Source organism: Acinetobacter sp. UBA991 (assembly GCF_002292065.1).
Taxonomy (GTDB): Bacteria; Pseudomonadota; Gammaproteobacteria; order Pseudomonadales; family Moraxellaceae; genus Acinetobacter; species Acinetobacter higginsii.
Genome location: NZ_DBBF01000010.1, coordinates 88805 through 114923, shown reverse-complemented (window position 1 = coordinate 114923; position 26119 = coordinate 88805). Strand labels below are relative to the sequence as shown.

Here is a 26119-nt window from a genome sequence, read left to right as displayed (position 1 = left end):
CCCTATCTACTCACTAAAACTAAAAAGCCCAATATGATGTTGTTGATCATTTGATCGCACCATCATACTGGGCTGAATAAATAAAGCTAGGGCTTTAGATTAGAAATCTTGGACCCAATAGACCAAAGAGAGGGTCTATTGATATTTCAGCCATGCCTTGCGTTATCGGCTAAAATGACATAAACAAGGCATGAAACGCTGGCAATGGCATTCCCTTGTCAAGTTTCATAACGCGGTTTATGGAAGTTTTAGCCATAACCCTACGGGACAGGAATGTTTTTTGCCACTAGTGTGTTAGATCTTGCTTACCTAGAATAACTAGGTTTCACAAAACCAGCCTTGCACCGTCTAAAAAACATCCTCTGTCGCAATGAGAGCTATAGCTCGTAAAGTGAAATGTCAACAGACCCTAGTTATTACGTGCGTTTTGATCCTGTTGAATCAATTCAACTTTATAACCATCTGGATCTTCAACAAAGGCAATCACTGTAACACCACCTTTCATTGGACCCGCTTCACGTACGACTTTTCCACCACGTGCTTTGATTTCTTCACATGCTTTATAAGCATCATCTACACCAATAGCGATATGACCATAAGCATTACCTAAATCATAGCTGGCTGTATCCCAGTTATGCGTGAGCTCAAGCACAGTATTGTTTTCTTCATCGCCGTAGCCAACAAAAGCCAAGGTAAAACGCCCTTCTTCGTAATCACGTTGGCGTAGCAATTTCATACCAAGTACCTCAGTGTAGAACTTCAAAGATTGTTCTAAATTACCTACTCGTAGCATCGTATGTAACATGCGCATAGTTATTCACCTGTCTGTTGAGTTGTTTGGTTTTCATGATCGCGCAACAGTTTCGCAACCCATACCACTAAAACTAAAATTGGAATACCAATTAAAGTCGTCATTAAAAAGAAATTCGGATAACCAATATTGCTGACAATCGTTCCTGAATAACCGCCCAATAATTTTGGTGTTAAAGTCATTAATGAACTGAAAATCGCATATTGAACTGCGGTAAATGATACGCTGGTTAAACTCGATAAAAAGGCAATAAATGCCGCACCAGCTAAACCTGAGGCTAAATTATCGACAATAATGGCAAAATATAACCATAACGAGCTATAACTTTTAATCACCTTACCAGACAATTCAACCATACCTGATTGAGCTGGATCAACCACAGTAATCGGTTGAATATCCACATTTAAATCCGTCTCTGCATGAGATGCCGTATCGACGCGATATTGTCTGGTTGCCAACAATTCACTGCCCGTATTGTTGGTTAAATTAGCCAAAGCCGTAATGGTCTTGGTCGGTGATGCTTGCAAAATTTTGCCATCAATCACGCCTGTGAATAAGCCATTTTGATCCACTTTCGCTACAAATTCCTGCCCATCTAATGTTAAAACAACAGGACTTTCTGCATTGAGTTGCTCAGCTTTTACACCGGCTAACTGACCTTTGATTACCAGACTTTGTTTTAACTCTTTCGGCGTGAGTTGATCATCACCACTCATTGGTAGCAGTTGAATCTGGGCGTGTTGCGCATTCACCAGATAAGGAACTTCAAACTGAGCCTTCGAGTCTGCTTGGTTTTGATATTGAGTACTGACCTGAACCGTATTTGCTTTAGCTAATACTTCATTTGGAACTTGTAACTTCCAATATCCCACCTCATCGGTCTGCACTTGATAATGCTGAGCGCCCACTTGGACTTCAACCTGATCCAATGGCTTGCCAGATTTAACTAAACCGATAAAGATCAAATTGGTTGAGCTTGCCAATACCGCACCAACGAACATGAGTTTCATAATGTTCATACGTTGCGCCAACAGGCCACCTAAGAAGCCACCGACCAAACTAAATATTACACCATAAATTTTGACTGCTTCAGCAATCTGCTCTTTACTAAAGTTTAGATCTTGATAGAACACATTTGAAATCACCCCTGCAATAATGTCAGAGATACGAAAGAAACCAATTAACAGTAATAAAACCAATGCCAGTTTAACGCCATAGCGCTTAAAGAAATCCAGAATCGGGGCAACCCATGTTTCTTTCGCCATTTGCTGATTGACAACACCCATTTTAACCAGCCCAAAACCGATCAATAAGGCAGTTGCGGTTGCAGTTAAAAAGCGCAGCGCTTCTAAACCAAATAATGCAGCGGTGTCTTTAATTGCTGCTGCCTTGGCAATGGCTTCAGTAACGTTACCTGAATAAATATAGCTCACCACAAAAGTTGCAACCGCGATAAAAAACACAAACACCAAACGGTAATAATCCGTGGTTTTATAATGCTTATAAACGCGATTCACTTGCGGTTCACGAACACATAAGGTGGTGATAATACCCACCACCATCACTGCGGCCATGGTTAAATAGGTATATTTCCAAGCTTCGTAGATATAATTACCTTTGGCCGTTCCCAAATAGGCTGCTAGGAATAACGCTCCTGCACCAGCAACAATCATCCCAATACGATAGCCCGCATTGTATGTTGAAGCCAACACAGTTTGCATTTCAGTTTCAGCTAACTCAATACGGTAAGCGTCAATCACAATATCTTGTGTTGCAGCTGAGAAACCCAGTAATACTGCACCAAATGCCATTTGGATTAAATAGCTTTGACCAAGCGCAGGATCTGAAAAAGCCATAATACAAATTGCACAGATAATTAAACATTGTGCAATGAGCAACCAAGCACGGCGACGACCTAAACTCTTGGTTAAAAATGGGACGGGTAATTCATCAATTAACGGTGCCCAAACAAATTTAAAGGAATAACCCAAGGCGGCCCAACTAAAAAAAGTGACCGCACTTTTATCAATACCAGCCTCACCTAGCCATAACGACAAGCTAGAAAAAATCAATAAAATTGGAATCCCTGCGGAGAAACCAAGAAATAACATAATCAGAGCACGGCGATCTAAAAATGCTTTAAATGCCGATGCCCAACCAGAGGCTTGAGTTGTCATTGGTTATTATTTTCCATGAACATGCGTGAATGTGCTTATTCAATCGTTTCTTGCCCTTGCTTGCAAGTTGCTTTATGCAATCATTCTTTTGTTTTGTCGATAAAAAACACAAGTTCGCTTGATCTTTAGGGCTAAAACTGTATACCTTTAATTACTCAACTTTAGTTTATTTGTTGGATAGCAACAGTGACCCAAAAACTCGATCAAATGACTGCAACAACTTTATCATTAACACCAACAAACACTATCACCGCAAATATAAACTCTTTACCAAGCGCATTTGACCAGACGGACATACAAGCAACACTGATTAAAACCGCACTACGTGCAGACCAACTCACTCATATTCCAGACCTAGCTGAAATACCAAGTTCGACCAAACGCATCAAGCCGCTCAATAATTTTTTAGGGCAAGATCGCGCACGTGCCTCTGTTGAAGCTGGTATTTCATTACCCTACTCAGGATATAATATTTTTGCTGTTGGCACGGCAGGATTGGGTAAACGTACCATGATCAAGCGTTTGCTGCAGCAACACGCCAAAACCATGCCGACACCAAATGATTGGGTCTACGTAAACAATTTCAAAAATCCAAGACAACCAATCGCGCTGCACTTTCCTGCTGGACAAGGCACCAAATTTCAAAATACATTGCAACAAGCATGGCAAATCATTTTGAAACAATTGGAACGCCGTTTTAGTGCAGAAAGCTATCACAACCGTATTGAGCGTATTCGTCAAGATACCGGAGATGTACAACAGCAAGCTTTGGTTGAACTCACTAAAGAAGGCGAAGAACTCGATTTAAAATTAGTTTCTCGCAATGACAAACATGTCTTTATAGCAATGCAGTTACGAAATGATGAATATCATGAATTAACGCAGAATGAGCTCAATGCACTCCCAACCAAAGAACGCACAGAAATTAATTCTAATATTCGTTATATGGAGAAAAAGCTAGAGCGCTTAGGTTTACATCTAGGTGATTTAGAAGATGATGCACGCGATCAAGTTTCGAGCCTCAATCGAGATATTGCGACGCAAGTGGTCATGCCACGCATTGAGTCCATCTTAAATAAAAATAAAGAGGTGAAAGGCTTAGATTTGTTCCTAAAACACTATGCTGAAGACATTATTGACAATGTTGAGCTGATCTTAGAGCAAGAAGAAGATGACTTTACCCCTGCCTTATTTAATCGTGTCCCGTCACGTTATCAAGCCAATGTGATTGTTGCCAATAAACCGAATAGCGGTGCTCCCGTTATTTTTGAAGACTTTCCAACCCACTACAACTTATTGGGTCATGTTGAGCAACTCACACATAATGGTACGATCACGACTGACTTCACTTTGATTCGTCCTGGCTCGTTGCATCAAGCCAATGGCGGCTTTCTCATGCTTGAAGCTGAACAATTGCTTGAGCAGCCGTATGCATGGCAAGGTTTAAAGCGTGCCTTAAAATCAGGACAACTTAAGCTCTCATCACTCGAACACATGCTGACCTTAACAGGGAGTATTTCAATTGAGCCAGCTTCAGTTCCGCTTGATATTAAAGTCATTTTATTGGCCGAACCTGAAATTTATTATGAAATTCTGGAAGTTGAGCCAGAGCTAGGCAGTGTCTTTAAAATCCGTGCTGACTTTACCGATACATTACAACGTAATGACAGTAACGAACAAGCGTACATGCAGTTGATTGCCGATTATGTACAAGCTGACAAGCTCCTTCCATTTGATCGCTCTGCGCTCGCAGCTTTACTGACCGATTCAAGTCGCCAAGCCGAAGATCAAAGTTCACTATCACTCCATGCCTCAACGCTGGGTGATTTAATTCGTGAAGCGCATCATCATGCTTTTAAAGCGGATGACAAGATCGTCACTGATCAGCACGTTAATCAGGCCTTACATCATCGTCAATACCGCTTAGGCTATTTACGTGAATTGTATTGGCAAGACCTGTCTCGTGGAACACAGCTGATTGAGACTTCAGGACATCGTCTTGGTCAGATCAATGCCCTCTCTGTGATTCACTATGCTGATGTTGAGTTTGGTCTACCTTCTCGTCTGACCGCATCTGTGTATCAAGGTGGCGGTGATATCCTCGATATTGAGCGTAGTGTAGAACTCGGTGGTTCACTGCATGCCAAAGGCGTCTTACTGATGTCGAGCTTCTTAAAAGCTCATTTTGGTCGTGAGCAAATTTTACACTTCTCTGCTGCATTAGCGTTTGAACAGAGCTATGGGCAAGTCGATGGTGATAGTGCTACGGTTGCAGAACTTTCAGCGCTTATCTCTGCGATCTGCCAAATTCCAATTGATCAGTCTTGGGCAATCACAGGCTCGATGAACCAGTTGGGTCAAGTACAGCCAATTGGTGGTGTCAATGCCAAAATTGAAGGCTTCTATGACGCTTGTAAATTGCAAGGCTTAACTGGCAAACAAGGTGTCATTATCCCACGTCAAAATATGCAGCACTTGATGTTACGTCAGGATGTAAGCGATGCTGTCCAAGCAGGACAATTCCATGTTCATGCGATTGATACCATTGATCAAGCTTTAGAAATTTTAATGGCACGCCCAGTCGGAACCCTTGATAAAAAAGGTCGCTATAGCAAAAACTCGATCTATGCTGCGGTGATGGAGCAACTTGAATATTGGCAAGCGATCGAGGATGGCGAAGCCGTTGAAGACGAGGAACCAAAGAAAAAGAAGAAGCGAAAAAAAACCAAGAAGGATGAAGTTACGGCGAAAACTTCTGAAGAAACAGCTGTTGAAGCAAAGAGCTTAAAACCACTCAGCAAAAAGAAACGAAAATAGAGCTAAAGGAAAAGCCATGTTCCTGACGGAACATGGCTTTTTTTATTAGGCTACGCCCTGCAAGGAACGCCCACCAGGAAGTTGAGCAAAATATTGCTTCAGCGCATCAATACAACGATGTACTTTCATTGGGTATTGCTCACGCTTAGAGGTTAAAGCATGCAAGGTATACGCTGGCAATTGCCAATCGGGTAATACCTCAACTAAAGAACCATTAATCAATTCTTTTTGAATATCCATATACAAAATACGTGCTACGCCATGCCCTTGTTGGCATAGTGATTTTGCGACAAAGACATTATTCGTACCTAAACGTGATTTCATATCCACATTGACAACTTCACCACTGGTACCATGACGGAATGCAAAATGTTGATAGCCTTGCATTAACGTGATTGGCAGTAATTCATGGTGACGTAAATCTTCAGGACGAGTAATCGGCTGAGCTTGATTGAGATAACTTGGTGAAGCAACTAACACCTGATCTACACGAGCCAAAGGTACAGCTGCTAATTGATGATCATCAACTTTCAGACTCATACGAATCGCAATATCAATACGTTCTTCGATTAAATCAATATAACGGTGATCCGCTTCAAAATGGATGGCTAAGCCTTTATGCGCTGACATCCAATGAGAAAGTGCGGGAATGACATGTAGTGCACCCAACTCTGGCGTAGTTGCAATACGTAAATCTCCGACGAGATCGTCCCGTAATTCATTGATTCTGATTTTGCCACGTTCAGCCGCAGCTAACATTTCTTGGCAACTTAAAAAGAATGCTTGTCCTGCTTCAGTGAGACTGAGTTTTCGAGTTGAGCGATGGAGTAACGTAACATCCATTTCTTGTTCTAAAGAACGGATTTGTTGACTGACTGCGCTGGTTGTAATTCCTAAGTCTCTTGCTGCACCACTAAAAGAGCTTTTTTCCACAACACAGGCGAACACCCCCATTGCACGCAATTGATCTAGCATAGACTTCCCTCTTACCTTAATTTATTAATATGCTTATTGTTCTAATGAAAGCAATCTCATTTCAGTATACAAGGAAGTCTATTTACGCACTAGAGGATTATTAATAAATAATTGAAATATTGTTAATAATCCTAAGGTTAATTTGGTAAAACTGTGACTGGATTCACAGGTTTTCCGTCTAAGCGGACTTGGAACTCCATCATGACACGTGAAGCGCCCGATGAACCCATTTCTGCAATTTTTTGCCCCGCAGTCACGGTATCGCCACTCTTGACTAACATTTTGCTGTTATGCGCATAAGCCGTGATATAACCATCGATATGTTTGACTAAAACAAGATTACCGTACTCTTTTAAACCATCTGCGGCATAGACAACTTGCCCATTTGCTGCTGCGAAGATTGGATCCCCTTCATTACCACCGTAACGCGTTCCTTTTACATTACTCGCCATATTATAGCTTTGAATAATTGGTCCATTCGATGGCTTCACCCAACGTAGACTTGATGCTAAGGTCGTAGATGGATTAACAGGCACTGCTGGAACCACTGGTCTTGGGATCACAGGCTGTGTTTTTGGAGCCACAGGTTGCTGAGTCGGTAAATTAATGCTTTGACGTTGAATTGGTGCGGTCTGTGTCATTGCTTGCGTAGAGGTTGTACGTTGTGCGACAGAACCTTTTAAACGTAGAGATTGATTGACATAAATACGGTACGGCGGCGCAATACCATTCAAAGCTGCAACATCTAAGTAGTTCAAGCCATAACGATTTGAAATCGCGCTTAAGGTATCGCCAGAGCGAACCGTATAATAATTTGGTGCTTGCACATAACGCGCGCCACCATTTACTTGCGGTTTAGATGCACAACCCGTCATAACTGCCACTGTTGCAACCGCCATAGACAAAACGATTGTTTTAATCGTTTTCTGTGATAGAAAAACCGAGACATGGTTTAAGTGCATCTTCGCCCTCATCGAAAAAAACCTTAATTCATTATTACATTTGCGCCTAAGAGTACCAAAAAAGTGAGAAAAAACGAGTTCTCACTTTCTATATTCACAAAGTTATAACATTCATACGGCTAACCATTTACATGAGCATGCAAATTTTCAAGCACAGCATAGTTGGTTGCATCCATCTGGATTGGAGTAATGCTGACATAACCGTTCGAAACCGCAAAGAAATCGGACTGAATATCACTGGATACCGCTTGTGGATCGGTAATCGCCTCTCCTGCCAACCCAATCCAATACACCTGACGACCACGCGGATCAACATGACTACTAATCGGCTTGGATTGAGCACGTCGCCCCTGATAGGTTACCTGTGCGCCCTTAAGCTGTTCAATATCTGGAATGTTAATATTAAAGATATGACGTGGTGGCAAAACAGGGAGCCCTTTGGCAATAAAATCATGAACCCACTGCGCTGCCACTGCATAATGTTGTGGGTGTTCATAAGAACGTACATTTGATCCTGCTAAAGAAACGGCAATCGCAGGATGTTTCATCAAGCGCCCTTCAAAAGCTGCACCCACCGTACCTGAATATAAAACATCATCGCCAAGATTTGCACCACTATTGATGCCACTCACGACAAGATCAAATTCAAAATCGAACAGCCCATTCATGGATAAATAAACACAGTCCGCAGGTGTTCCATTGACTGCCCACACATCTTCAGAAATTTGTATTGGTCGTAAAGGGCGATCAAGTGTTAAAGCACTAGAATAACCGCTGCGCTCACTTTCTGGCGCAACCACCACAACGCGGCCCAAAGGTTTTAATGCTTGCGCTAAAGCTTGTAGCCCAGGTGCAAACACACCATCATCATTTGCTATTAAGATATTCACTGGAATCTATTCTCTATTTGGGGATAACTGGTATTTCAGCCACTCCCTGTGTTTAGGCCAACATAATTTAAATCAGGCATGAAACCTAGGCAATGACACTGCCCTTGTCAAGTTTCATCCTCAAATTAGAGACAATTCTAATAAACTGTGCGCGAAGAACCTGACACAAATTGATTTGAACGTTCAACAAAGTTGAGAAGATAAACTGAATACGACCCATGCCATCAACATCGTTGAACTGTCAACTGACCTCAGCTTACTCAACAGTTTTTCCAATTGAATTATTCCTTGAATTATATATATTTAGGTCTTCATAGTATTAGAAATTTATACAGCCATGAGACATTTATCTAATTTTATCCGAATTTTTGGGGTGAGTTTCACACTTTTAGCAGCACCTACTGTTTTTGCTGATGAAGCGGTTTCTGTAAAAGAAGCAGATGCATTGATTAAAGATGATATCGCCAATGCACAAGTACTGGTTGAAATGTGCCCGAACTTGATTGGTAAAAATGCTAAATTTGACCAAAATATCAAAAAAATGATGGGTTCATATTTAAGTAATTATTCTGATAAATCTGCTTCTTTGGACAGCTTACAGAAAGATGCTGAATTTAAAACTTTGCTAAAAGATGCTCGTGAAGCAGCATCTGAAGTGGATAAAGCCGAACAAAAATCAGTATGTGAAGAAGTAATTAATTTTGAAGGTTAATCACTTTTAGAAATCTGATGTGGTTTTAACGATTAAATGAGTTAAAACCACTTCGCTGTATCTAATTGATAAAAGTTCTGATATTGCTCGAATAATACTTACCAAGCATCCGGTTCACGAACCATATGAATAATATTAGCTGGACTAGTAATCCACCCTCCTCGAAATCCCTCTGTTAAGGGTTCAATTGCATCACAACGAATTACACCCGCCGCTTCCAAATATTCAGCAGCTTCGGAGAAATTATCGGTAAACAATTCAAGCCAAAGCTCAGCTTGACTCATCTCAGGTGCCGCAGCGATCCATAATTTAACGGGTCCAAGTTCAAAGCCTATATCAGGCAGCTTATCTGTAATTTGTTTAAGGCCAATCACATCACGATAAAACTTAACGGTAGCTTCAAATTGATGTGGTGGAAGTTTAAGTGCAATATCAACACCGCCTGTGAATTTTGCTTTCATCTTATTACTCCTACTATCTACAGATTTCTTATTTTCTCTCACATTTTTATTTACTTTGCGTGCCTCTCTTGTGGCGCAGTGGCTTCATCCATGCTCATCGCAACCCTATTAAAACAAACTCATCTTAAATCGCCTACTTTTAAAGCAAACCATGTACAAGCAAGCATGTCAAAACATGGCTCATCAAACCTCAAAAAGATCACTACGTTTTATATTCTGTATATCTATACCCACATTTTCTCCACGCTTCCTACAGCAAACATACATTTTTTAACATGCTTTTGTGCTATAAGTTGTTCAAATTCTTTAAGTCTTGTTTTTGAGTTTGATTTGTTATGAAGAAAAATGTTTTTAAAACACTAGGTTTATCATTCCTCATCGCCTCAAGTGCACTTGCGCCAACAGCATTTGCAGCTGAAAAAAAGTCAGAACCTGAAAAGATTGAAGTCACGCCTATGTCTGATAGTGTGACCAAGCAAGAACTTGCTGCTATCTATGTTCTTTCTGAAATTTGTCCAAGTTTAATTGGCAAAGATTTAAAATTTAATAAAGCCTATGACAACCTCGTTAAAGCTTATTTAAACAATGAAGCGAATGCCGTTGAAACCCTTAATAAACGCGTCAAAGGCAAGGACTACCAAGAGGCATTAAAAGAAGCGCGTGCTGACGCAAAAGCAGCTTCTGATGATGATAACCGCCAGATTTGTGATGATGTTCGTAATTATTACTCGAAATAATCCGACCAATTAAGCTTCAGGTTACAATACTGTATGAAAAAGCCGACTTCCCCCGTAGAAGTCGGCTTTGCTTTGTCCTAAAATGCTAGGCTCGTCTGCTTCATACAAGATATTGGAACCACCTAGAATGACTCAAAAAAGCGCTCTTGCTGCATTACTCCTTTTGCCAAGCTTTTCATATGCAGCAACTGTCCTATCTGCTCCACCAGAATTAAATAATAAATCTTATGTATTGATGGATTACGAGACTGGACAGATTCTCGCTGCTAAAAACGAAGATGAAAAACTTGCACCTGCTTCAATGACAAAAATGATGACAAGCTACATCATTGAGCAGAAACTTTTAAAGGGTGAATTGACTGAAAACGAACAAGTACGCATGAATGAATCTGCGTGGTGTCGTGGTAGCAGTTCTGAATCATGTATGTACGTTCCTTTAAATGGCACGGCAACAGTTTTAGAAATGCTACGTGGTATTATTATCCAGTCAGGTAATGATGCATCTAAAGCAATGGCCGAACACATTGCGGGCAATGAAGGTACTTTTGCCCACATGATGAACCAAGAAGCAAAACGTGTGGGTATGGTGAATACGCATTTCATCAACTCAACAGGTATGCCAGCTGATGGTCATTATTCAACAGCAAAAGATATGGCAATTCTTGCTCAGCACATTATCAAAGATAGCTCTAAATACTACCCAATCTATTCTGAAAAAGAATTTACTTTCAACGGGATTAAGCAAGGCAATCGTAATGCCCTTCTTTATACAGATCCAAGTGTTGATGGTTTAAAAACAGGTCATACCAATGAAGCAGGTTTCTGCTTAACCACGTCAAGTAAACGCGGTCCAATGCGTTTGATCTCGGTGATCTTTGGTACACCAAGCATGAATGAACGTGCCAGCCAAACACGTACATTATTGGCTTGGGGCTTTGCAAACTTTGAAACTGCAAACGTTCAACCTGCTAACCAAGTTCTTGCTAAAGCAAAAGTATGGTTTGGTAAACAAGACGAAGTTCAAATTGGCTTAGCTGAAAACTTCAATGTCACCATGCCTAAAGGCCAAGCAGACAAGATTAAAACTCAGCTTGTGGTTCAACCAAAACTGAATGCACCTTTAGCCAAAGGTCAAGTGGTTGGTAAATTAGTCGCGAGTCTCGATGGCAAAGTGATTGCTGAAAAACCACTGGTTGCATTAAAACCTGTTGAAGAAGCTAGCTTCTTTGCACGTATGATTGACCATATCAAAATGTTCTTCAGTAACTTATTCTAAATTTTAGAAGAGTACGATTAAGCATTCATGCTCTTGGGCATGGATGCTTTTTTATTTTATAATTCCTTTAAATTTTCCGATCGAAAGCCATTATGCCAAAGAACATCCGTCCTTATTTAGACCAAAAACCTGACGTTGATTCAAGCTGCTATGTAGATGAGATGTCAGTTGTAGTTGGTGATGTCAAATTAGCAGAGAATGTTTCCGTCTGGCCTTTTGCTGTGATTCGTGGTGATGTAAATTCGATTCAAATCGGCAAAAACAGCAATGTGCAAGATCACTGTATGTTGCATGTCAGCCACAAAAATCAATCTAAACCGAATGGTTCTCCGCTGGTCATTGGAGAAGATGTAACTGTTGGGCATCATGTGACTTTACATGGATGCACCATTGGTAATCGTGTCTTGATCGGGATTAATACCGTGGTGTTAGATGATGTTGTTATTGAAGATGATGTGATGATTGGTGCAAGTAGTCTGGTGCCGCCACGCAAAGTCTTAAAAAGTGGCTATCTTTATGTCGGGAGCCCAGTACAGCAAGTTCGTGCGTTGACCGAAAAAGAAATGGAATTCCTTCCTTATTCAGCACGTCATTATGTGAAAGTGAAGAATAATTATTTAGATCAAGAGAAGTAATTTTAAAATCAGCATATAACAGGTGTTAAATGCTGATTAAATATGTGTCTTAAACACTAAAATAGTGAGATATTAAAGCTCACATAAAGAACAATTCACACCTCGGCAGTTATGCAACACTGAAGTCCGAGCACTTTTTTTGCTGGTCCCAGGCCCTTCAACCAAGGGCCCTGCCAGTTGCTCGGCACTCGATGAGGGTCGCCATTTATTTTTGACTGAGATCTTTTGATGCCCTGTAATCATTGGTTTCAACAACATGGATTTCTGGCAATACGGGCAAGATGTGTTATCCCTTGCAATACTGGCCATTGGGACACTCTGCTCAAAAATCCCTTCACAACACTCACATCTAAAATCATACAGTGGCATCTTAAAATCCTTCTTTAGCGATCAATCTTGCATTCACCCAAGACTAACGATATCCCCAAAACTTATTTTCGTTTAAGGCACCTTGCGGCAAAATATTCTTCTCAAAGATAGAAGTTGGTAAAGAAATTGTGCAGGCACAGTTTGGAATATCCACAATGCCACCGATACGCCCTTCAACAGGTGCAGCGGTCAGCAACATATAGGCTTGAGATCCCGTAAATCCAAAATTCTCAAGATATTTAATCGCTTTTAAACAGGCCTGACGATAAGCAACCGTGGCATCCAAGTAATGATTTACCCCATTTTCCACGCTAATACCTTCAAAGGTTAGCCACTGATCGTAATTAGGTCTGACATTGCTTGGAACAAAGATCGGTGAATCAATATTATATTTTTCCATTCCTCCTTTAATCAGGTCAAAACCAACACGCGTTACCCCATCCATTTCAATCGCACCACAGAATCCGATTTCGCCATCACCTTGTGAGAAGTGTAGATCACCCATCGAGAAGCCAGCGCCTTTCTGATACACAGGAAAATAAATACGACTGCCCGCAGCTAGATCTTTAATATCGGTATTACCGCCATGTTCACGCGGCGGCACTGTACGAGCAGCTTCAACTGCCATCCGATCAAACTCTGCCCCTGTCACACCTCGTAACACCGCAGTTCTTGGATCAGGTGGATTTGCCTGTCCCTTAGGTACCAATAACGCCTCTCTACGATTCCACTCTTTTAAAAGCTCATGTGAAGGAAGCGTCCCCATTAATCCAGGATGTTTTAAGCCAGCAATACGAACACCAGGGATATGACGTGATGTTGCAAATAATCCTTTTAAATCCCAAATTGCCTTATCTGCTTCAGGGAAATAATCCGCTAAAAAGCCACCGCCATTTTCTTTCGCAAACACACCTGAAAAACCAACTGCTGAGATCGGTTGAATATCCAAAAGATCGATCACCAATAAATCGCCTGGCTCAGCACCCTCGACATAAAAAGGTCCTGTCAAAGGATGTGCTCGAGTGAGATCAACATGTTTTACATCAGACACATCATCGGTATCTTTAATTTGAGCGTCCAGAAAATCCAGACTTTCAATGAGAATTTCTTCCCCTGGTTTCACCGATGTTAAAAATGGAATATCTGGATGCCAGCGATTATGGCCAATCTCTGCTTGTTCTGCTAAAGCGACACCAGGTTTAATTTTAATATGTTGCATAATACTTCAACTCCGTGTGCTGTATATGAGCCTAATTCTTCATCTGTTCTACTTCTAAATTATTGAAAGGCCTAAGCAAATAATACATCGCTTAGACGGAATTATTATTTTTACCTTGCGGTCAAAAAACACACTAGCACATTCTGTTTTTTTGAAGCAATTCCTTTTCGATTCTCAACACATCAAATACACACGGATCACAACAAATATTTTTCTTCCGCTTTAGCCAATTAACCTTCCTATGTAGCCAAAAACAGTCAAATTTTGTAGAATACGTTTTTTAAAATCATGGTGCTTTCTATGACCGCTTGGACACCTCATGTCACAGTCGCCACTGTTGTCGAAAAAGACGGACGTTTTCTGTTTGTTGAAGAACACAGCGAAGGCTTTGTACATACTGTGTTTAATCAACCGGCAGGTCATGTCGAATGCGACGAAACCATTATTCATGCAGCGATCCGTGAGACCTTAGAAGAAACAGGTCATCATGTTGAAATTGATCATCTGCTTGGGATCTATACCTATACCCCACCAATGTTTCCTGATCGTACCTACTACCGTTTTTGCTTCTTGGCCCATGTCACGGCAGTTGAAGAAAATGCGCAACTGGATACAGGTATTGTTGGTGCTGTATGGATGAACTTGGATGAGTTACAAGAAACAGCACGTGCACGTAGCCCATTGGTTTTAAAAGCCGTTGAAGATGCCCTAGCTGGCAAAAAATATCCTTTATCGCTTATTTATGAGCACCCTTTTTCTCCCTCATTAACTTCTCATTTGGATGCTTAATTAGATGCAACAACGTGTCATCGTCGGTATGTCTGGTGGTGTAGACTCCTCCGTTTCTGCCGCATTATTACTTCAACAAGGATATCAAGTTGAAGGCCTTTTCATGAAAAACTGGGAAGAAGATGATGGTACGGATTACTGCACAGCACTGGAAGACTTGGCAGATGCTCAAGCCGTTGCAGATAAAATTGGCATCAAACTGCATACTGCCAACTTTGCAATGGAATATTGGGATCGTGTCTTTGAGCACTTCTTGGCTGAATATGCTGCAGGTCGCACACCAAACCCTGATATCTTGTGTAATAAAGAAATTAAATTCCGTGCCTTCCTCGATCATGCCATGACTTTGGGTGCAGACTTTATTGCAACAGGTCACTATGCACGTCGTGGTGCGAGCATGCAAAACTCGCGTGGCGAAACCTATGCACCATTACTCCGTGGTGTTGATAACAATAAAGACCAAACCTATTTCCTACATGCAGTTCATGGCCGTGAAATTAACAAAACCCTGTTTCCTGTCGGTGAAATTGAAAAGCCAGAAGTTCGTCGCATCGCAGAACAACTTGATTTAGCAACAGCCAAGAAAAAAGACTCAACGGGTATTTGTTTTATTGGTGAGCGTCGCTTTACTGACTTCCTTAAACAATACCTACCTGCACAAGCCGGAAAAATTGTTTTGGAATCAGGTAAAGAAGTTGGTGAACATCATGGCTTGATGTACTATACGCTGGGTCAACGCGGTGGTATCGGTATCGGTGGTATGAAAGGTGTACAAGAAGGTGCATGGTTCGTATTACATAAAGATATTGCCAATAATCGCTTGGTGATTGGTCAAGGACATGAACACCCACTGATGCAAAGTACGCAGCTTTGGAGTGAGTCAATTGATTGGGTTGCAGGTGAACAGGACATTCCATCGGCTGGATTCCGCTGCACAGCGAAAACCCGTTATCGTCAGCCAGATCAAGCGTGTACCATCTATCGCGATGAACAGACTGAACATGGCATCCGTGTTGAGTTTGATGAGCCGCAACGCGCTGTGACTCCAGGACAAAGCGTGGTGTTCTATTCTGGAGAGGTCTGCTTAGGTGGTGGTGTTATTCATCATACCAATGCACCTGAACCAGATTTTATTTAAGGAAATTGGAAGCGAAGCATGGTCGAGTTACCCTTTCAGCACACTCAAGCGTTGAATGTTAGACAGAACCGTGCTCTAGCATTGGCCGCAGTCTTTCAGGCAACTCAGTTAACACATATGACTGCGATGGCTGGTCAGCAAAGCATTGGTGATAGTGGTAATTTCTATTTTGAACTATTGATTAAAGCCAGTCTAAATATTCGTCCTGCGGCAAACAATGCCACTCAGACCTTAGATTTTTTTAATCAACTTGCAGACATTTCACTCGGATTAAAAACATTAGAAGGCTGTATTACTCAGCCTTTTAATACCGCACCAAAATCCCGTGTTCCAAAAATGTCGACAGCAAAACTACCCATGTCCTATGCGATGGCCCTGTTGCAGTTGGAAAAGAAAGTCTACAGTAACCCTGAATACGTAAAAATTATAGAAAGCTCGCAACAAAAAATCTTAAAGCAACTCTCCTTTTTCGATAATAACTATTTACACCCAAGTATCATTGCCAACCTTGCACAAACCTATGTAGAAACGGCAGGACAGATTAATCCGCGTATTTTAGTACGTGGTAATGCCGAAGCATTTAAAGACATCAATCATACCAACCGTATTCGTGCATGCTTATTTACAGGCTTACAACTTGCGCATTTATGGAAACAGCTCGGTGGAAGCTCTTGGAGTATGATCTTTAGTAAACGCAAATTATTGCAAGATATTCAAGCTCTCGCTCGTTTGCAGTATCAGGTGGTATAGACCGATGCTACAACGAATTTATTTTTATGTTTATTCCAAAATTAAGGAATCTGTATGAATGCTTTAACCGCACTCTCGCCACTTGATGGACGTTACGCTAGCAAATGCGATGCCCTACGCCCTTTTTTGTCTGAGTTTGGTTTAATCCACGCTCGTGTCACGGTTGAAGTGCGTTGGTTACAAGCACTTGCAAATCGTGCAGAAATTATTGAAGTTGCGCCATTTTCAAATGAAACCAATGCTGCTTTAGATGCAATCGTTTCAAACTTCTCTGAAGAAGATGCAAACCGCATTAAAGAAATTGAACGCACTACGAACCACGATGTAAAAGCAGTTGAATATTTCCTTAAAGAAAAAATTGCCAACATTGATGAATTACAAAATGCAGGCGAATTTATTCACTTTGCTTGTACTTCTGAAGACATCAATAACTTGTCTCATGCGCTTATGCTGAAAAATGGCCGTGAAGTTTTAGTTTCAAGCATGAAGCAACTTCTCAATGCGATTTCAGCTTTGGCAACAACACATGCTGAACAACCAATGTTGTCTCGTACACATGGTCAAACTGCAAGCCCTACTACCTTGGGTAAAGAGATGGCAAACGTTGCATATCGCTTGGCCCGTCAAATCAAGCAGTTTGAAAATGTTGAGTTACTCGGCAAAATCAATGGTGCTGTAGGTAACTACAATGCACATCTTTCTGCATATCCAGAAATTGATTGGGCTGCACATGCACAAGCATTTGTCGAATCTTTAGGCCTAAGCTTCAACCCATACACCACGCAGATTGAGCCACATGATTATATGGCTGAATTGTTTGATGCTCTACGTCGTTACAACACCATCTTAATCGACTTTAACCGTGACGTATGGGGTTATATCTCGCTTGGTTACTTCAAACAAAAGTTAAAAGATGGTGAAGTTGGTTCTTCAACTATGCCGCACAAAGTAAACCCAATTGACTTCGAAAACTCAGAAGGTAACTTAGGTATTGCTAATGCTGTTTTAGGTCACCTAGGTGAAAAGCTTCCTGTTTCTCGCTGGCAGCGCGACCTCACTGACTCAACTGTATTACGTAATATGGGTGTTGGTTTTGCGCAAAGCTTAATTGCTTTTGATGCTTGCTTAAAAGGTGTTGGTAAACTTGAGCTGAATGCTGCTCGTTTAAATGAAGATTTAAACCAAGCCCAAGAAGTTCTTGCAGAGCCAATTCAAACTGTTATGCGTCGTTATAACGTTGAAAAGCCATACGAAAAATTAAAAGCTCTTACTCGTGGTCAGGCAATGACACGTGAGATGATGGTGAACTTCGTCAATGGCGATGAACTTGCACAAGTTCCTGCAGACGAACGTGCTCGTCTAGCTGAATTAACACCTGCAACTTATACTGGTAATGCAGCTGAACAAGCAAAACAAATCAATGATTTGATCAGCAAGATCTAAAACTGATTGACTCGAAAAAGCAGAGCTTCGGCTCTGCTTTTTTATTTTTACAAGTATCTCAATCTATAATCACCAATCAACCCAGCTTAAACATAGTCCACTGTTCTGGTTTTTATCAGATCAAGTTGCAGCATCTTTTTCTTTTTATAGCGATAGGCGATCAATAAACCAATAAACCACACTGGTGAAAGCCCCAATGCAATAAGAGTATCGTGGTCTAAAGCAAGGATCACAATTGTAAATATCAAAAATAGCATCGTCAGCCATGCCATGACCAAACCGCCAGGCATTTTAAACTTCGACTGTAAATGTAACTCTGGAAATTTCTTACGATAGCCAATATACGAAAGAATAATCAGCATGAAGGTAAATACACATAGAATTGAGGTCAATGCTGAGATAATCGTAAACGCCGTCATGACATTCGGCACAATAAATAAAATAGAGGTTCCAATGGTGACGCAGGTCATTGAAAAAACTAGACCTCGAATAGGTACTTTTTTCTTCGATAATTTACTAAAACTCTTTGGTGCATCATTATCCAACGCCAAACCATAGAGCATCCGACTAGTCGCAAAGATGCCGCTATTTGCAGAAGATAAGGCAGAAGTTGCAACGACAAAATTAACCAGTCCAGCAGCAATCGGCAAACCAATCAACGTGAACATTTCAACAAATGGACTTTTTTCAGGTGAAATTTTTGCCCAAGATGTGACCGCGATAATGCATATCAATGCGCCAACATAGAACAATAAAATACGTAATGGGATTGAGTTAATCGCTTTAGGCAGAGATTTATGCGGATCTTTAGTTTCAGCGGCGGTAGTTCCGACCAATTCAATTCCAACAAAGGCAAAAATTGCAATTTGGAAACCTGCTAAAAAGCCGGTGATGCCATAAGGAAACATCGACTGAGTTTCAAACACATGGCTCATAGATGCCTTAACACCATTGGGTGAAGTAAAGCCAGTACTGATTAAATAAATACCCGCAAGGATAAACAAAATAATGGCGGAGATCTTAATCAACGAAAACCAAAACTCCAACTCACCAAACATTCGAACAGCAACAAAGTTCAATATGGTCAGAATAGCCAACGAGGTAAATGCAGGTATCCAAACAGGTACGTCAGGATACCAAAACTGCATATATCCCCCAATCACGATGACATCGGCTATTGCAGTAATAATCCAGTTACACCAATAAGACCAACCGAGGAAAAAACCCGCCCAAGGACCGATATAGGCTGTCGCAAAATCGGCAAAGGTCTTAAAGTTGGTATTTGCCAGCAATAGTTCACCCATTGCCCGCATAACAAAGAAAAAGAAAAAACCAATAATTAAATAAGTTAAAACAATTGAAGTACCTGAAATACTTAAGGTCTTTCCAGAGCCCATAAATAGACCTGTACCAATTGCACCGCCAATTGCGATCATTTGAATATGACGATTGGTCAGCGAGCGTTGTAATTTTTCTTCGTCTTGCGAACTTTCCTGCAAATCTTCATCCAGAAGTTGCGTTCCTTTATTCTGACTCATGTCATCCTTACTCCAGTTTGCAGCAACCGTTATAAATGCTTAATAAAAATAAAATATTTTTAAAATGCTTTAATTTAAAAGTTCCATTTTTCTAAAATTATTTTGAAATTAATAGCTTAATCAACACACCTCACTTGTAAATGGTTCGTATTAGATCCCTGTTCTACACACTAAAACCTGTTGTTATTGATCAAAGATATTTTAGCCGCAAGCATCATATCTCATCCCCAAACGAGTTGAAGATGATGCTTTTCATTTTCGCTCAATTATTACCCAATTAACATGAAATATGCTCTATTATCCTAATTTCACTCCATCTGAGAAAGATATGAATATCGAGGATAGTAAAAATTATGCATCGATATAAATAAAAATATGGCTAAAAAATACAGTAAAAGTGTTGTGAATTAACATCTAAATCTGTGAATTTTCTACTTATACATAGCCCATCAACGCTTGTTCTGATTTGCAATATTGATATTGAGCAAACGTACCGATGCACCCTCTTTCACATGTAACTGATGGGCTTGTTCTACACTCAACGTCACTTGGTTTGAGTCTGGCTTGCTATAGGTCAAAATGGCGCGATAATTTTCATAATCATCATTGGCTACAATATAAGGTTCATCACCGAGCATAATGAGATCAGATTGTTCAATATGGACAGTTAACACATGGCTGTCTTTGATGGCTCTTAGATTCTCGATATCTGCCTGCAAGGTTGCACCCGCATCAAAGATATCGACATAGCCCTTATAACGTAACCCTTCTTCAATCAAAAGGTTATACGCGGGTTCTGTATTAGGATGAACTGCTCCAATCACCGCCTTCGCTTCATCAGGCAGCATATCGACATAGAGTGGATGCCGTGGCATGAGTTCCGCTATAAAGGCTTTTTTGCCTGTACCACTTAGATAATCTGCTTTGGTAAATTCCATATCAAAGAATTTATGACCGACCGCATCCCAAAATGGTGAATGGCCATTTTCATCAGAAAAACCCCGCATTTCAGCCACAATGGTTTCTTCAAAATACTGTCTAAACGCTGATAAAAACAAAAACCGAACCTTAGACAAAAACTTGCCATTCTTATTTAAACGATAATCGGGATCTAAAAATAAGGTACATAGCTCACTACAGTTAGTGTGGTTATTACTCAGATATAAGGTCGGCAATGATTTATAAACATTCAAGGGTTCGGAAGAATGAACTTGTGTGCCGATGTGAAAATTGTACCAAGGTTCTTTTAGACCTAAGGCAACCTCGATTCCGCATACACCAACTACTTTATGCAGTGAGGTATCTTCCAGCACAAATAAATAGCCCTGCTCCGACTTATCCAGTTTGCCTTCAACCGTTTTAATCGCCCGATCAATTCGTGCGGCCAGTATTTCCATATCTGGTTGTAAAGAGGTCAAACCAAAGCCTGCTTTTTGTGCCAAGTGGTAAAGATCATGAATATCTTTTTGTTTGATATAACGAATCATCATCATGTCTATTCCCCCTTATTTTCAATCAGAACAAACGAGACACAGGCGCTGATTGTACTCTTGAGTAAGACATCCAATTCATTTTTTCTATGCTGAACCATGCACAATCCCGACATGTGTTATTCCTTAATTCTTAAATTTTTCCCTAGCATCAGCTCATTGATGATCGAGCTGGCTTTATTTATCTAAGCCTTTTTTGTGACTTATTTCATCAAGCTGAAATCTAACTTGAATAATCTAAATTGATTAACAGCTAAGCTGATTACTCTATTATTCAAAAACTAATTGGCACAAAAAATTGAAAATTAAGCAAAAAATGAGCTGTTTTTTAGCATTTTATTGATTGACAGTGACAATATGAAAAAATTAGGAATGGGTCTAAAGTAAAATCAAGTATTCTTCAGTTCAAACCATTCTCGAATCATATCTAAAAATAGTTTCATGCCGATCGAATGAATGCTAATCGATTTATAAACAGCACATGCATGCCATGAAAAAGTAGGATTTTGATAATTTAAGACCGTGACATCCCGCTCCCCTTGTAATGACTGAAATAAATGGCTTGGCCCAGCCGTAATCGCATCACTATGCATGACATAATGAAGCAATAAGTCATAGTCGTTCACAGTTAAACTAATATGAGCTGATCGTCCTGCATGTGTTTGGGCTTTTAGCCATTGCTTTTTTTGCTTAGCAACTCTTGGTAAAGCAAATGGGTAATCAATTAAATGTTCAAACTTAAGATCTTCTATTTCCAACAAAGGATGTCCAGTTCGCACTACAAAAACGGTTGGATCTTGCAGCAATGGAATCGAGATAAACTCATCAGTAAGATCAACATACTCTGTACTTAATATCCCTAGATCTAGAATGCCATTTTCTATTTTCTCAATAATAGTTTTAGGATGATCAACATATAGATGTACTTCAATTTCAGGATATTGCTTTGAAAATAAAGGAATCACATCTTTCATCAATGCATGCATAATGACAGGCCCTGTTCCTATGTGTATTTCACCAACTTGACCACTTGAAAGGAGTTTAATCTCCTTATGTAAGGTATCTAACTGCTGCAAAATTTGAGGGGCTTGTTTTAGAATATGTTCGGTATATAAAGTCGGTTTAACGCCTTTACTGGTTCGCTCAAACAAGGTCACACCCAAGTCATGTTCTAATTTTTTAATACTGTTAGTTAACGATGGCTGGGTCATACAAAGTGCTTCAGCCGCTTGATTGATCGTTCCAATTTCAGTTAACACCATAATTTGCTGTAGATGTCTTGGCTTAATCATTTCTCATCCCTGAATATTTTATTGTGATTCATAAACATACTAAAAAAACATTTCCATTCGCCTTTGCCTAAAAATATACCTTAATTTTATTATTTTAGATGCTATTAGGTATATCTAAAAGCTATAACTTCCATACAAAAAATCCATTACACAATATAAGTCAAACTTCCTATGCTGCTTCTAGATTAAGCACCTTTAATCCGTTCTGTTTCGATTCAGAAATTAAAGTCATATGAGCAAGGATATAAAATGAAACACACTTTAATTCCGCTACTGATCAGCAGCGTCGTGATTTCCACCCCGTTTGCAACACAAGCACAAGAAACCATAGCCCAAGCAGCTCCTCAAACACTTGAGGCTATTCCAGGACCACGCTCCTGTTTTTGGGCTCGTGGTCCTGTCAGTGCTGATCCATATATCAATATCGCCTACCCAGACGCCAATGTTTATTATTGGGCAGGTACTTTCACCATCCCTCAAGGAGCAAGTCTTAAACTTAAAGGTGAATTTCCACGTTCACGTTATATGTCTTTTATTAGTTATGACGAAGCTGGGAAACCAGTTGAGTCCGTTGCAGACTATTTAATCAAGCCAAATAATAACTCTGGCAATCCCTTCGTTTATGGGCAACAACGGAGTCCATCACAACGTGAGTACAGCTTAAACGTATCTACCACCCCTGTGACAGCACAGCGCAAGGTTGGACAGCTCGGTCAAGCCCAGAGTGTTAACCAGCTATATGCTCCAGCCTATGGAAAACAACAACAAACCGTTTTATATCGAATCTACTTACCTGATCACGGACAAAGCGTCACAGGAGGTGTAAGTTTACCAACACCTCAATTAACGCTTGCAGATGGTCGTGTATTAGAGGGTGATCAAGCCTGCGCACAACTCAAAGCCAATCAGCCATTACAACTGACTTCTGCTGCAGTCAGTATTCCTTCCAATGAATATCGCCAGTTGATCCATCAGGCAGGAAAGCCAGATACATGGCCAGCACAGAATCCAGCACAATGGTTTATTCAACTTGATCGAGAAAGCCTTTTAGGGATCTTTACGGGCAAGATCAATGAACAAGCAAGACGCTCTGAAGGTGGCTTTTATCCAAATTTAGATAATCAATACATTAGAACAGTTGTGAATAGAAAATATGGCAAGGTCTTTGTCCTGCGTGGAAAAGCACCTACTGTTTCTAAGACCTTCAACAATAAAGGGCTTTTGACGCAGGGCGATTTGCGTTATTGGTCAATCTGTTCAAACCAAGGTTTTGCCAATACACGCGTCAATGATTGCTTATTTGATGAAGAAATTCCGGTTGATCAAAATGGTTATTACACTGTTGTCGTAAGTCGAGTCGCTGACCGTCCGCGTAATGCCAAACCAGAATGTGGTATCGGTTGGTTACCTATGGCAGAAGATGGAGACGGTGCTGCTGACCCAGATATGACTATTGTCCAGATCAGACACATGCTTGCATCAAGCAGTTTTAAACACACCATTGCCAATGTCGAACAGCAAAAAGATTTAGCTTCGGTGATGGGAGAATACCTGCCAAAAACCAACTACCTAATGCCAAATCAAGTCGAAATTTTTAATCCCTGCTTTAAATAATCAATAAAACCAATCCATACAACACCCAAGAACATAATAAAAACTTGTGTGTTGTATGCCCCAAAAGGAATTTGGAGGCTCCAATGTATTCACGCATCAAACATCACACCTTATCAGCTTTAGTCACAACACCATTTATCATCAGTACTGGGTACAGTGCAGGCCTTGATCGCTCTGGACAATCCATTACTGATTTTTTTCAAAATGGAACCTATGCATCCCTCTCTTATAATTATTCTATGCCAGATGTGAGTGGGCAGGATAAAGGACTGAGTAGCCAAGGCAATCCCAATGAAATTCCTAATATTAGTGCCAATAATAGTGCTTTACGTGGCAGCATAAAAACAGATTTAAATGAAAAAATAAGTCTAGGACTCATTTATGATCAACCTTTCAATATTAACCTTCAACATCGTGGGCACAGCGACTTTGTTTCTCAATTTGAAAATAAACCCGCTGAAGGTACTCAAGCCAAACTAGACAGCCATAATTTGACAGGGCTTATCGGTTTGAATATCAATAGAAATTTAAGTGTTTACGCAGGTCCTGCCTTAGAAGAAATTGAAGGTAACATCAAACTGCGTGGACAAATTTATAAAGGTAGCGCCAATTACAATGCCGAACTGCACTCTGATTATGCAATGGGTTGGGTAACAGGATTCAGCCTGAAAAAACCCGAAATTGGGCTAAAAGCAGCACTGACTTATCGCTCCGAAATAAAACATCAGACACGCACCACAGAGCAGTTTTCAGTATTAAGTAATGATCTTTACACGCTGCCTGTTACATTTACTTCACCCGAATCAGTAAATTTTGATTTTCAAACAGGCTTAAGTAAACAAACCTTACTCAGCGCCAATATTCGTTGGGTACCATGGAAAGACTTTGAGTTTAAACCCGCCAAATTGGCAGAGCGAACTGCTCCAGCCAGTCCAGATAAAACAGGACTTTCTCTGCTCAGTTATGAAGAAGATCAATGGTCAGCACAAATTGGAATCGCGCAGAAACTTACTGATAAATTTTCAGTCTCAACGTCTATCATTTGGGATTCAGGTCTTGGTGATCCTGCTAATGCGCTTGGGCCAGTCAATGGTTACTGGGGAGGCGGGCTCGGCTTCCAATATAATTTTCTACCGAACTGGGCAGTTTCACTGGGCGGAAGATACTTATGGCTAGGCGACGCTCAAGCAAAACGTCAGAATGGTGATTTAGTTGGAAGCTTTAGCGATAATCACAGTACGCTTCTAAGTTTAAAATTGGCATACCAAAAGAAATAGACCATAAAAAAGCCCTTGTTTTCACAAGGGCTTTTTTATTTATTTGGCAGAGGATCAAGGACTCGAACCTTGACGAACGGTTTTGGAGACCGTCATGCTACCATTACACCAATCCTCTAAACTGCACGATTAAATCATATTTGACTCAATCATAAGAAAGTAAGAAATGCTTACCTTCTTAAATATGGTGGGGGCGAAGAGACTCGAACTCTTACACCTTGCGGCGCTGGAACCTAAATCCAGTGCGTCTACCAATTTCGCCACGCCCCCGATGGGTGTGTATATTAGAGATAAACGTTTCTACTGACAAGCCCTTTTTATAAAAAAACTATGTTTATGAAAGCTAATGCTTTTTTAATATACAGATAGAAACAGCAGACACAAAAAAAGGAACTTTATATAAAGTTCCTTTGAATTTGGCAGAGGATCAAGGACTCGAACCTTGACGAACGGTTTTGGAGACCGTCATGCTACCATTACACCAATCCTCTATAACCACATGATTAAACTCTATTTCGTTTAATCATAAAAAAAGCAAGATACTCTTGCTTCTTAAATATGGTGGGGGCGAAGAGACTCGAACTCTTACACCTTGCGGCGCTGGAACCTAAATCCAGTGCGTCTACCAATTTCGCCACGCCCCCGATGGGTATGCATATTAGTGAGAAACATACTCTCTGACAAGTCTTTCTATTAAAAAAACCATTCAAATGAACAGATAATATTCAAATCACACATTTATGTTTA

General features: G+C 40.4%; 22 protein-coding genes and 4 tRNA genes. 11 read left to right on the top strand and 15 right to left on the bottom strand.

The genetic code is table 11. The features are described 5' to 3' along the window. Positions 1 to 409: 409 nt before the first annotated feature. Together gloA and B2727_RS03820 are read right to left on the bottom strand one after the other, a co-directional pair. Positions 410 to 811, bottom strand: coding sequence for a lactoylglutathione lyase (gene gloA, locus B2727_RS03825; protein WP_004808260.1), 402 nt, complete (start codon positions 809 to 811; stop codon positions 410 to 412). 2 nt (positions 812 to 813) lie between these two features. After that, positions 814 to 2988, bottom strand: coding sequence for an AmpG family muropeptide MFS transporter (locus tag B2727_RS03820; RefSeq protein WP_005314422.1), 2175 nt, complete (start codon positions 2986 to 2988; stop codon positions 814 to 816). A gap of 186 nt (positions 2989 to 3174) precedes the next feature. On the opposite strand from B2727_RS03820, the gene B2727_RS03815 reads away from it, so the two are divergent. Next, positions 3175 to 5805: a Lon protease family protein gene (locus tag B2727_RS03815; protein ID WP_005202623.1), complete on the top strand. Its 2631-nt coding sequence runs from the start codon at positions 3175 to 3177 to the stop codon at positions 5803 to 5805. Between the two features lie 45 nt (positions 5806 to 5850). Here B2727_RS03815 and B2727_RS03810 read toward each other — a convergent pair whose 3' ends face one another. The 3 genes from B2727_RS03810 to surE form a co-directional block, all read right to left on the bottom strand. Then, positions 5851 to 6780: a LysR family transcriptional regulator gene (locus B2727_RS03810; RefSeq protein ID WP_004808267.1), complete on the bottom strand. Its 930-nt coding sequence runs from the start codon at positions 6778 to 6780 to the stop codon at positions 5851 to 5853. 137 nt (positions 6781 to 6917) lie between these two features. Then, complete coding sequence (locus tag B2727_RS03805; protein ID WP_004808269.1) at positions 6918 to 7742, bottom strand: peptidoglycan DD-metalloendopeptidase family protein; 825 nt, start codon at positions 7740 to 7742, stop codon at positions 6918 to 6920. Positions 7743 to 7861: 119 nt separating this feature from the next. Beyond that, positions 7862 to 8632, bottom strand: coding sequence for a 5'/3'-nucleotidase SurE (surE, locus tag B2727_RS03800; protein ID WP_005202622.1), 771 nt, complete (start codon positions 8630 to 8632; stop codon positions 7862 to 7864). 337 nt (positions 8633 to 8969) lie between these two features. Between surE and B2727_RS03795 the strand changes: the two genes are divergently transcribed. Then, on the top strand, positions 8970 to 9344 hold the full coding sequence (locus tag B2727_RS03795) for an MCR_0457 family protein (RefSeq protein ID WP_005202620.1): 375 nt from the start codon (positions 8970 to 8972) through the stop codon (positions 9342 to 9344). Between the two features lie 98 nt (positions 9345 to 9442). Here B2727_RS03795 and B2727_RS03790 read toward each other — a convergent pair whose 3' ends face one another. Continuing rightward, a complete protein-coding gene (locus B2727_RS03790) occupies positions 9443 to 9805 on the bottom strand; it encodes a hypothetical protein (RefSeq protein WP_005202618.1) in 363 nt (120 codons plus the stop codon). A 335-nt stretch (positions 9806 to 10140) separates the two neighbouring features. Between B2727_RS03790 and B2727_RS03785 the strand changes: the two genes are divergently transcribed. From B2727_RS03785 to B2727_RS03775, 3 genes are all read left to right on the top strand, one after another. Further along, positions 10141 to 10542: an MCR_0457 family protein gene (locus tag B2727_RS03785; protein WP_004808275.1), complete on the top strand. Its 402-nt coding sequence runs from the start codon at positions 10141 to 10143 to the stop codon at positions 10540 to 10542. A gap of 127 nt (positions 10543 to 10669) precedes the next feature. After that, complete coding sequence (dacC, locus tag B2727_RS03780; protein WP_004808276.1) at positions 10670 to 11818, top strand: D-alanyl-D-alanine carboxypeptidase PBP5/6; 1149 nt, start codon at positions 10670 to 10672, stop codon at positions 11816 to 11818. 92 nt (positions 11819 to 11910) lie between these two features. Then, positions 11911 to 12453, top strand: coding sequence for a gamma carbonic anhydrase family protein (locus B2727_RS03775; protein ID WP_005202610.1), 543 nt, complete (start codon positions 11911 to 11913; stop codon positions 12451 to 12453). A 72-nt stretch (positions 12454 to 12525) separates the two neighbouring features. On the opposite strand, the gene B2727_RS03770 is transcribed toward B2727_RS03775, so the two are convergent. Next, positions 12526 to 12822: an FmdB family zinc ribbon protein gene (locus B2727_RS03770; protein ID WP_005202609.1), complete on the bottom strand. Its 297-nt coding sequence runs from the start codon at positions 12820 to 12822 to the stop codon at positions 12526 to 12528. A gap of 43 nt (positions 12823 to 12865) precedes the next feature. Next, positions 12866 to 14041, bottom strand: coding sequence for a formamidase (gene fmdA, locus B2727_RS03765; RefSeq protein WP_005202608.1), 1176 nt, complete (start codon positions 14039 to 14041; stop codon positions 12866 to 12868). 300 nt (positions 14042 to 14341) lie between these two features. Between fmdA and B2727_RS03760 the strand changes: the two genes are divergently transcribed. From B2727_RS03760 to purB, 4 genes are read left to right on the top strand one after another with little or no spacing between them, the layout of a single operon-like run. Next, positions 14342 to 14830 (top strand): NUDIX hydrolase, encoded by a 489-nt coding sequence (locus B2727_RS03760; RefSeq protein WP_017402020.1) that lies wholly within the window; start codon positions 14342 to 14344, stop codon positions 14828 to 14830. Between the two features lie 4 nt (positions 14831 to 14834). Further along, positions 14835 to 15968: a tRNA 2-thiouridine(34) synthase MnmA gene (gene mnmA / locus B2727_RS03755; protein WP_005202606.1), complete on the top strand. Its 1134-nt coding sequence runs from the start codon at positions 14835 to 14837 to the stop codon at positions 15966 to 15968. Positions 15969 to 15986: 18 nt separating this feature from the next. Beyond that, entirely contained in the window at positions 15987 to 16718 is a 732-nt protein-coding gene (hflD, locus tag B2727_RS03750) for a high frequency lysogenization protein HflD (protein WP_004652818.1), read from the top strand. A 54-nt stretch (positions 16719 to 16772) separates the two neighbouring features. Next, entirely contained in the window at positions 16773 to 18161 is a 1389-nt protein-coding gene (gene purB / locus B2727_RS03745) for an adenylosuccinate lyase (RefSeq protein ID WP_005202605.1), read from the top strand. Between the two features lie 86 nt (positions 18162 to 18247). On the opposite strand, the gene B2727_RS03740 is transcribed toward purB, so the two are convergent. The 3 genes from B2727_RS03740 to B2727_RS03730 all read right to left on the bottom strand — a co-directional run bounded on the left by B2727_RS03740 (position 18248) and on the right by B2727_RS03730 (position 22481). Next, positions 18248 to 19699, bottom strand: coding sequence for an amino acid permease (locus B2727_RS03740; RefSeq protein WP_005202604.1), 1452 nt, complete (start codon positions 19697 to 19699; stop codon positions 18248 to 18250). Positions 19700 to 20148: 449 nt separating this feature from the next. Beyond that, a complete protein-coding gene (gene astA / locus B2727_RS03735; RefSeq protein WP_005202603.1) occupies positions 20149 to 21192 on the bottom strand; it encodes an arginine N-succinyltransferase in 1044 nt (347 codons plus the stop codon). 386 nt (positions 21193 to 21578) lie between these two features. Then, on the bottom strand, positions 21579 to 22481 hold the full coding sequence (locus B2727_RS03730) for a LysR family transcriptional regulator (protein ID WP_005202602.1): 903 nt from the start codon (positions 22479 to 22481) through the stop codon (positions 21579 to 21581). A gap of 249 nt (positions 22482 to 22730) precedes the next feature. Between B2727_RS03730 and B2727_RS03725 the strand changes: the two genes are divergently transcribed. Together B2727_RS03725 and B2727_RS03720 are read left to right on the top strand one after the other, a co-directional pair. Further along, positions 22731 to 24095: a hypothetical protein gene (locus B2727_RS03725; protein ID WP_005202601.1), complete on the top strand. Its 1365-nt coding sequence runs from the start codon at positions 22731 to 22733 to the stop codon at positions 24093 to 24095. A gap of 83 nt (positions 24096 to 24178) precedes the next feature. Next, positions 24179 to 25372, top strand: a complete 1194-nt coding sequence (locus B2727_RS03720; RefSeq protein WP_005202597.1) for an OmpP1/FadL family transporter — start codon at positions 24179 to 24181, stop codon at positions 25370 to 25372. Between the two features lie 44 nt (positions 25373 to 25416). On the opposite strand, the gene B2727_RS03715 is transcribed toward B2727_RS03720, so the two are convergent. From B2727_RS03715 to B2727_RS03700, 4 genes are all read right to left on the bottom strand, one after another. Beyond that, positions 25417 to 25490 (bottom strand) — tRNA-Trp (locus tag B2727_RS03715). A 67-nt stretch (positions 25491 to 25557) separates the two neighbouring features. After that, a tRNA-Leu gene (locus tag B2727_RS03710) sits at positions 25558 to 25642 on the bottom strand. Positions 25643 to 25789: 147 nt separating this feature from the next. Then, positions 25790 to 25863: transfer RNA gene (locus tag B2727_RS03705), tRNA-Trp, on the bottom strand. A 68-nt stretch (positions 25864 to 25931) separates the two neighbouring features. After that, positions 25932 to 26016, bottom strand: a tRNA-Leu gene (locus B2727_RS03700). Positions 26017 to 26119 lie beyond the last annotated feature (103 nt).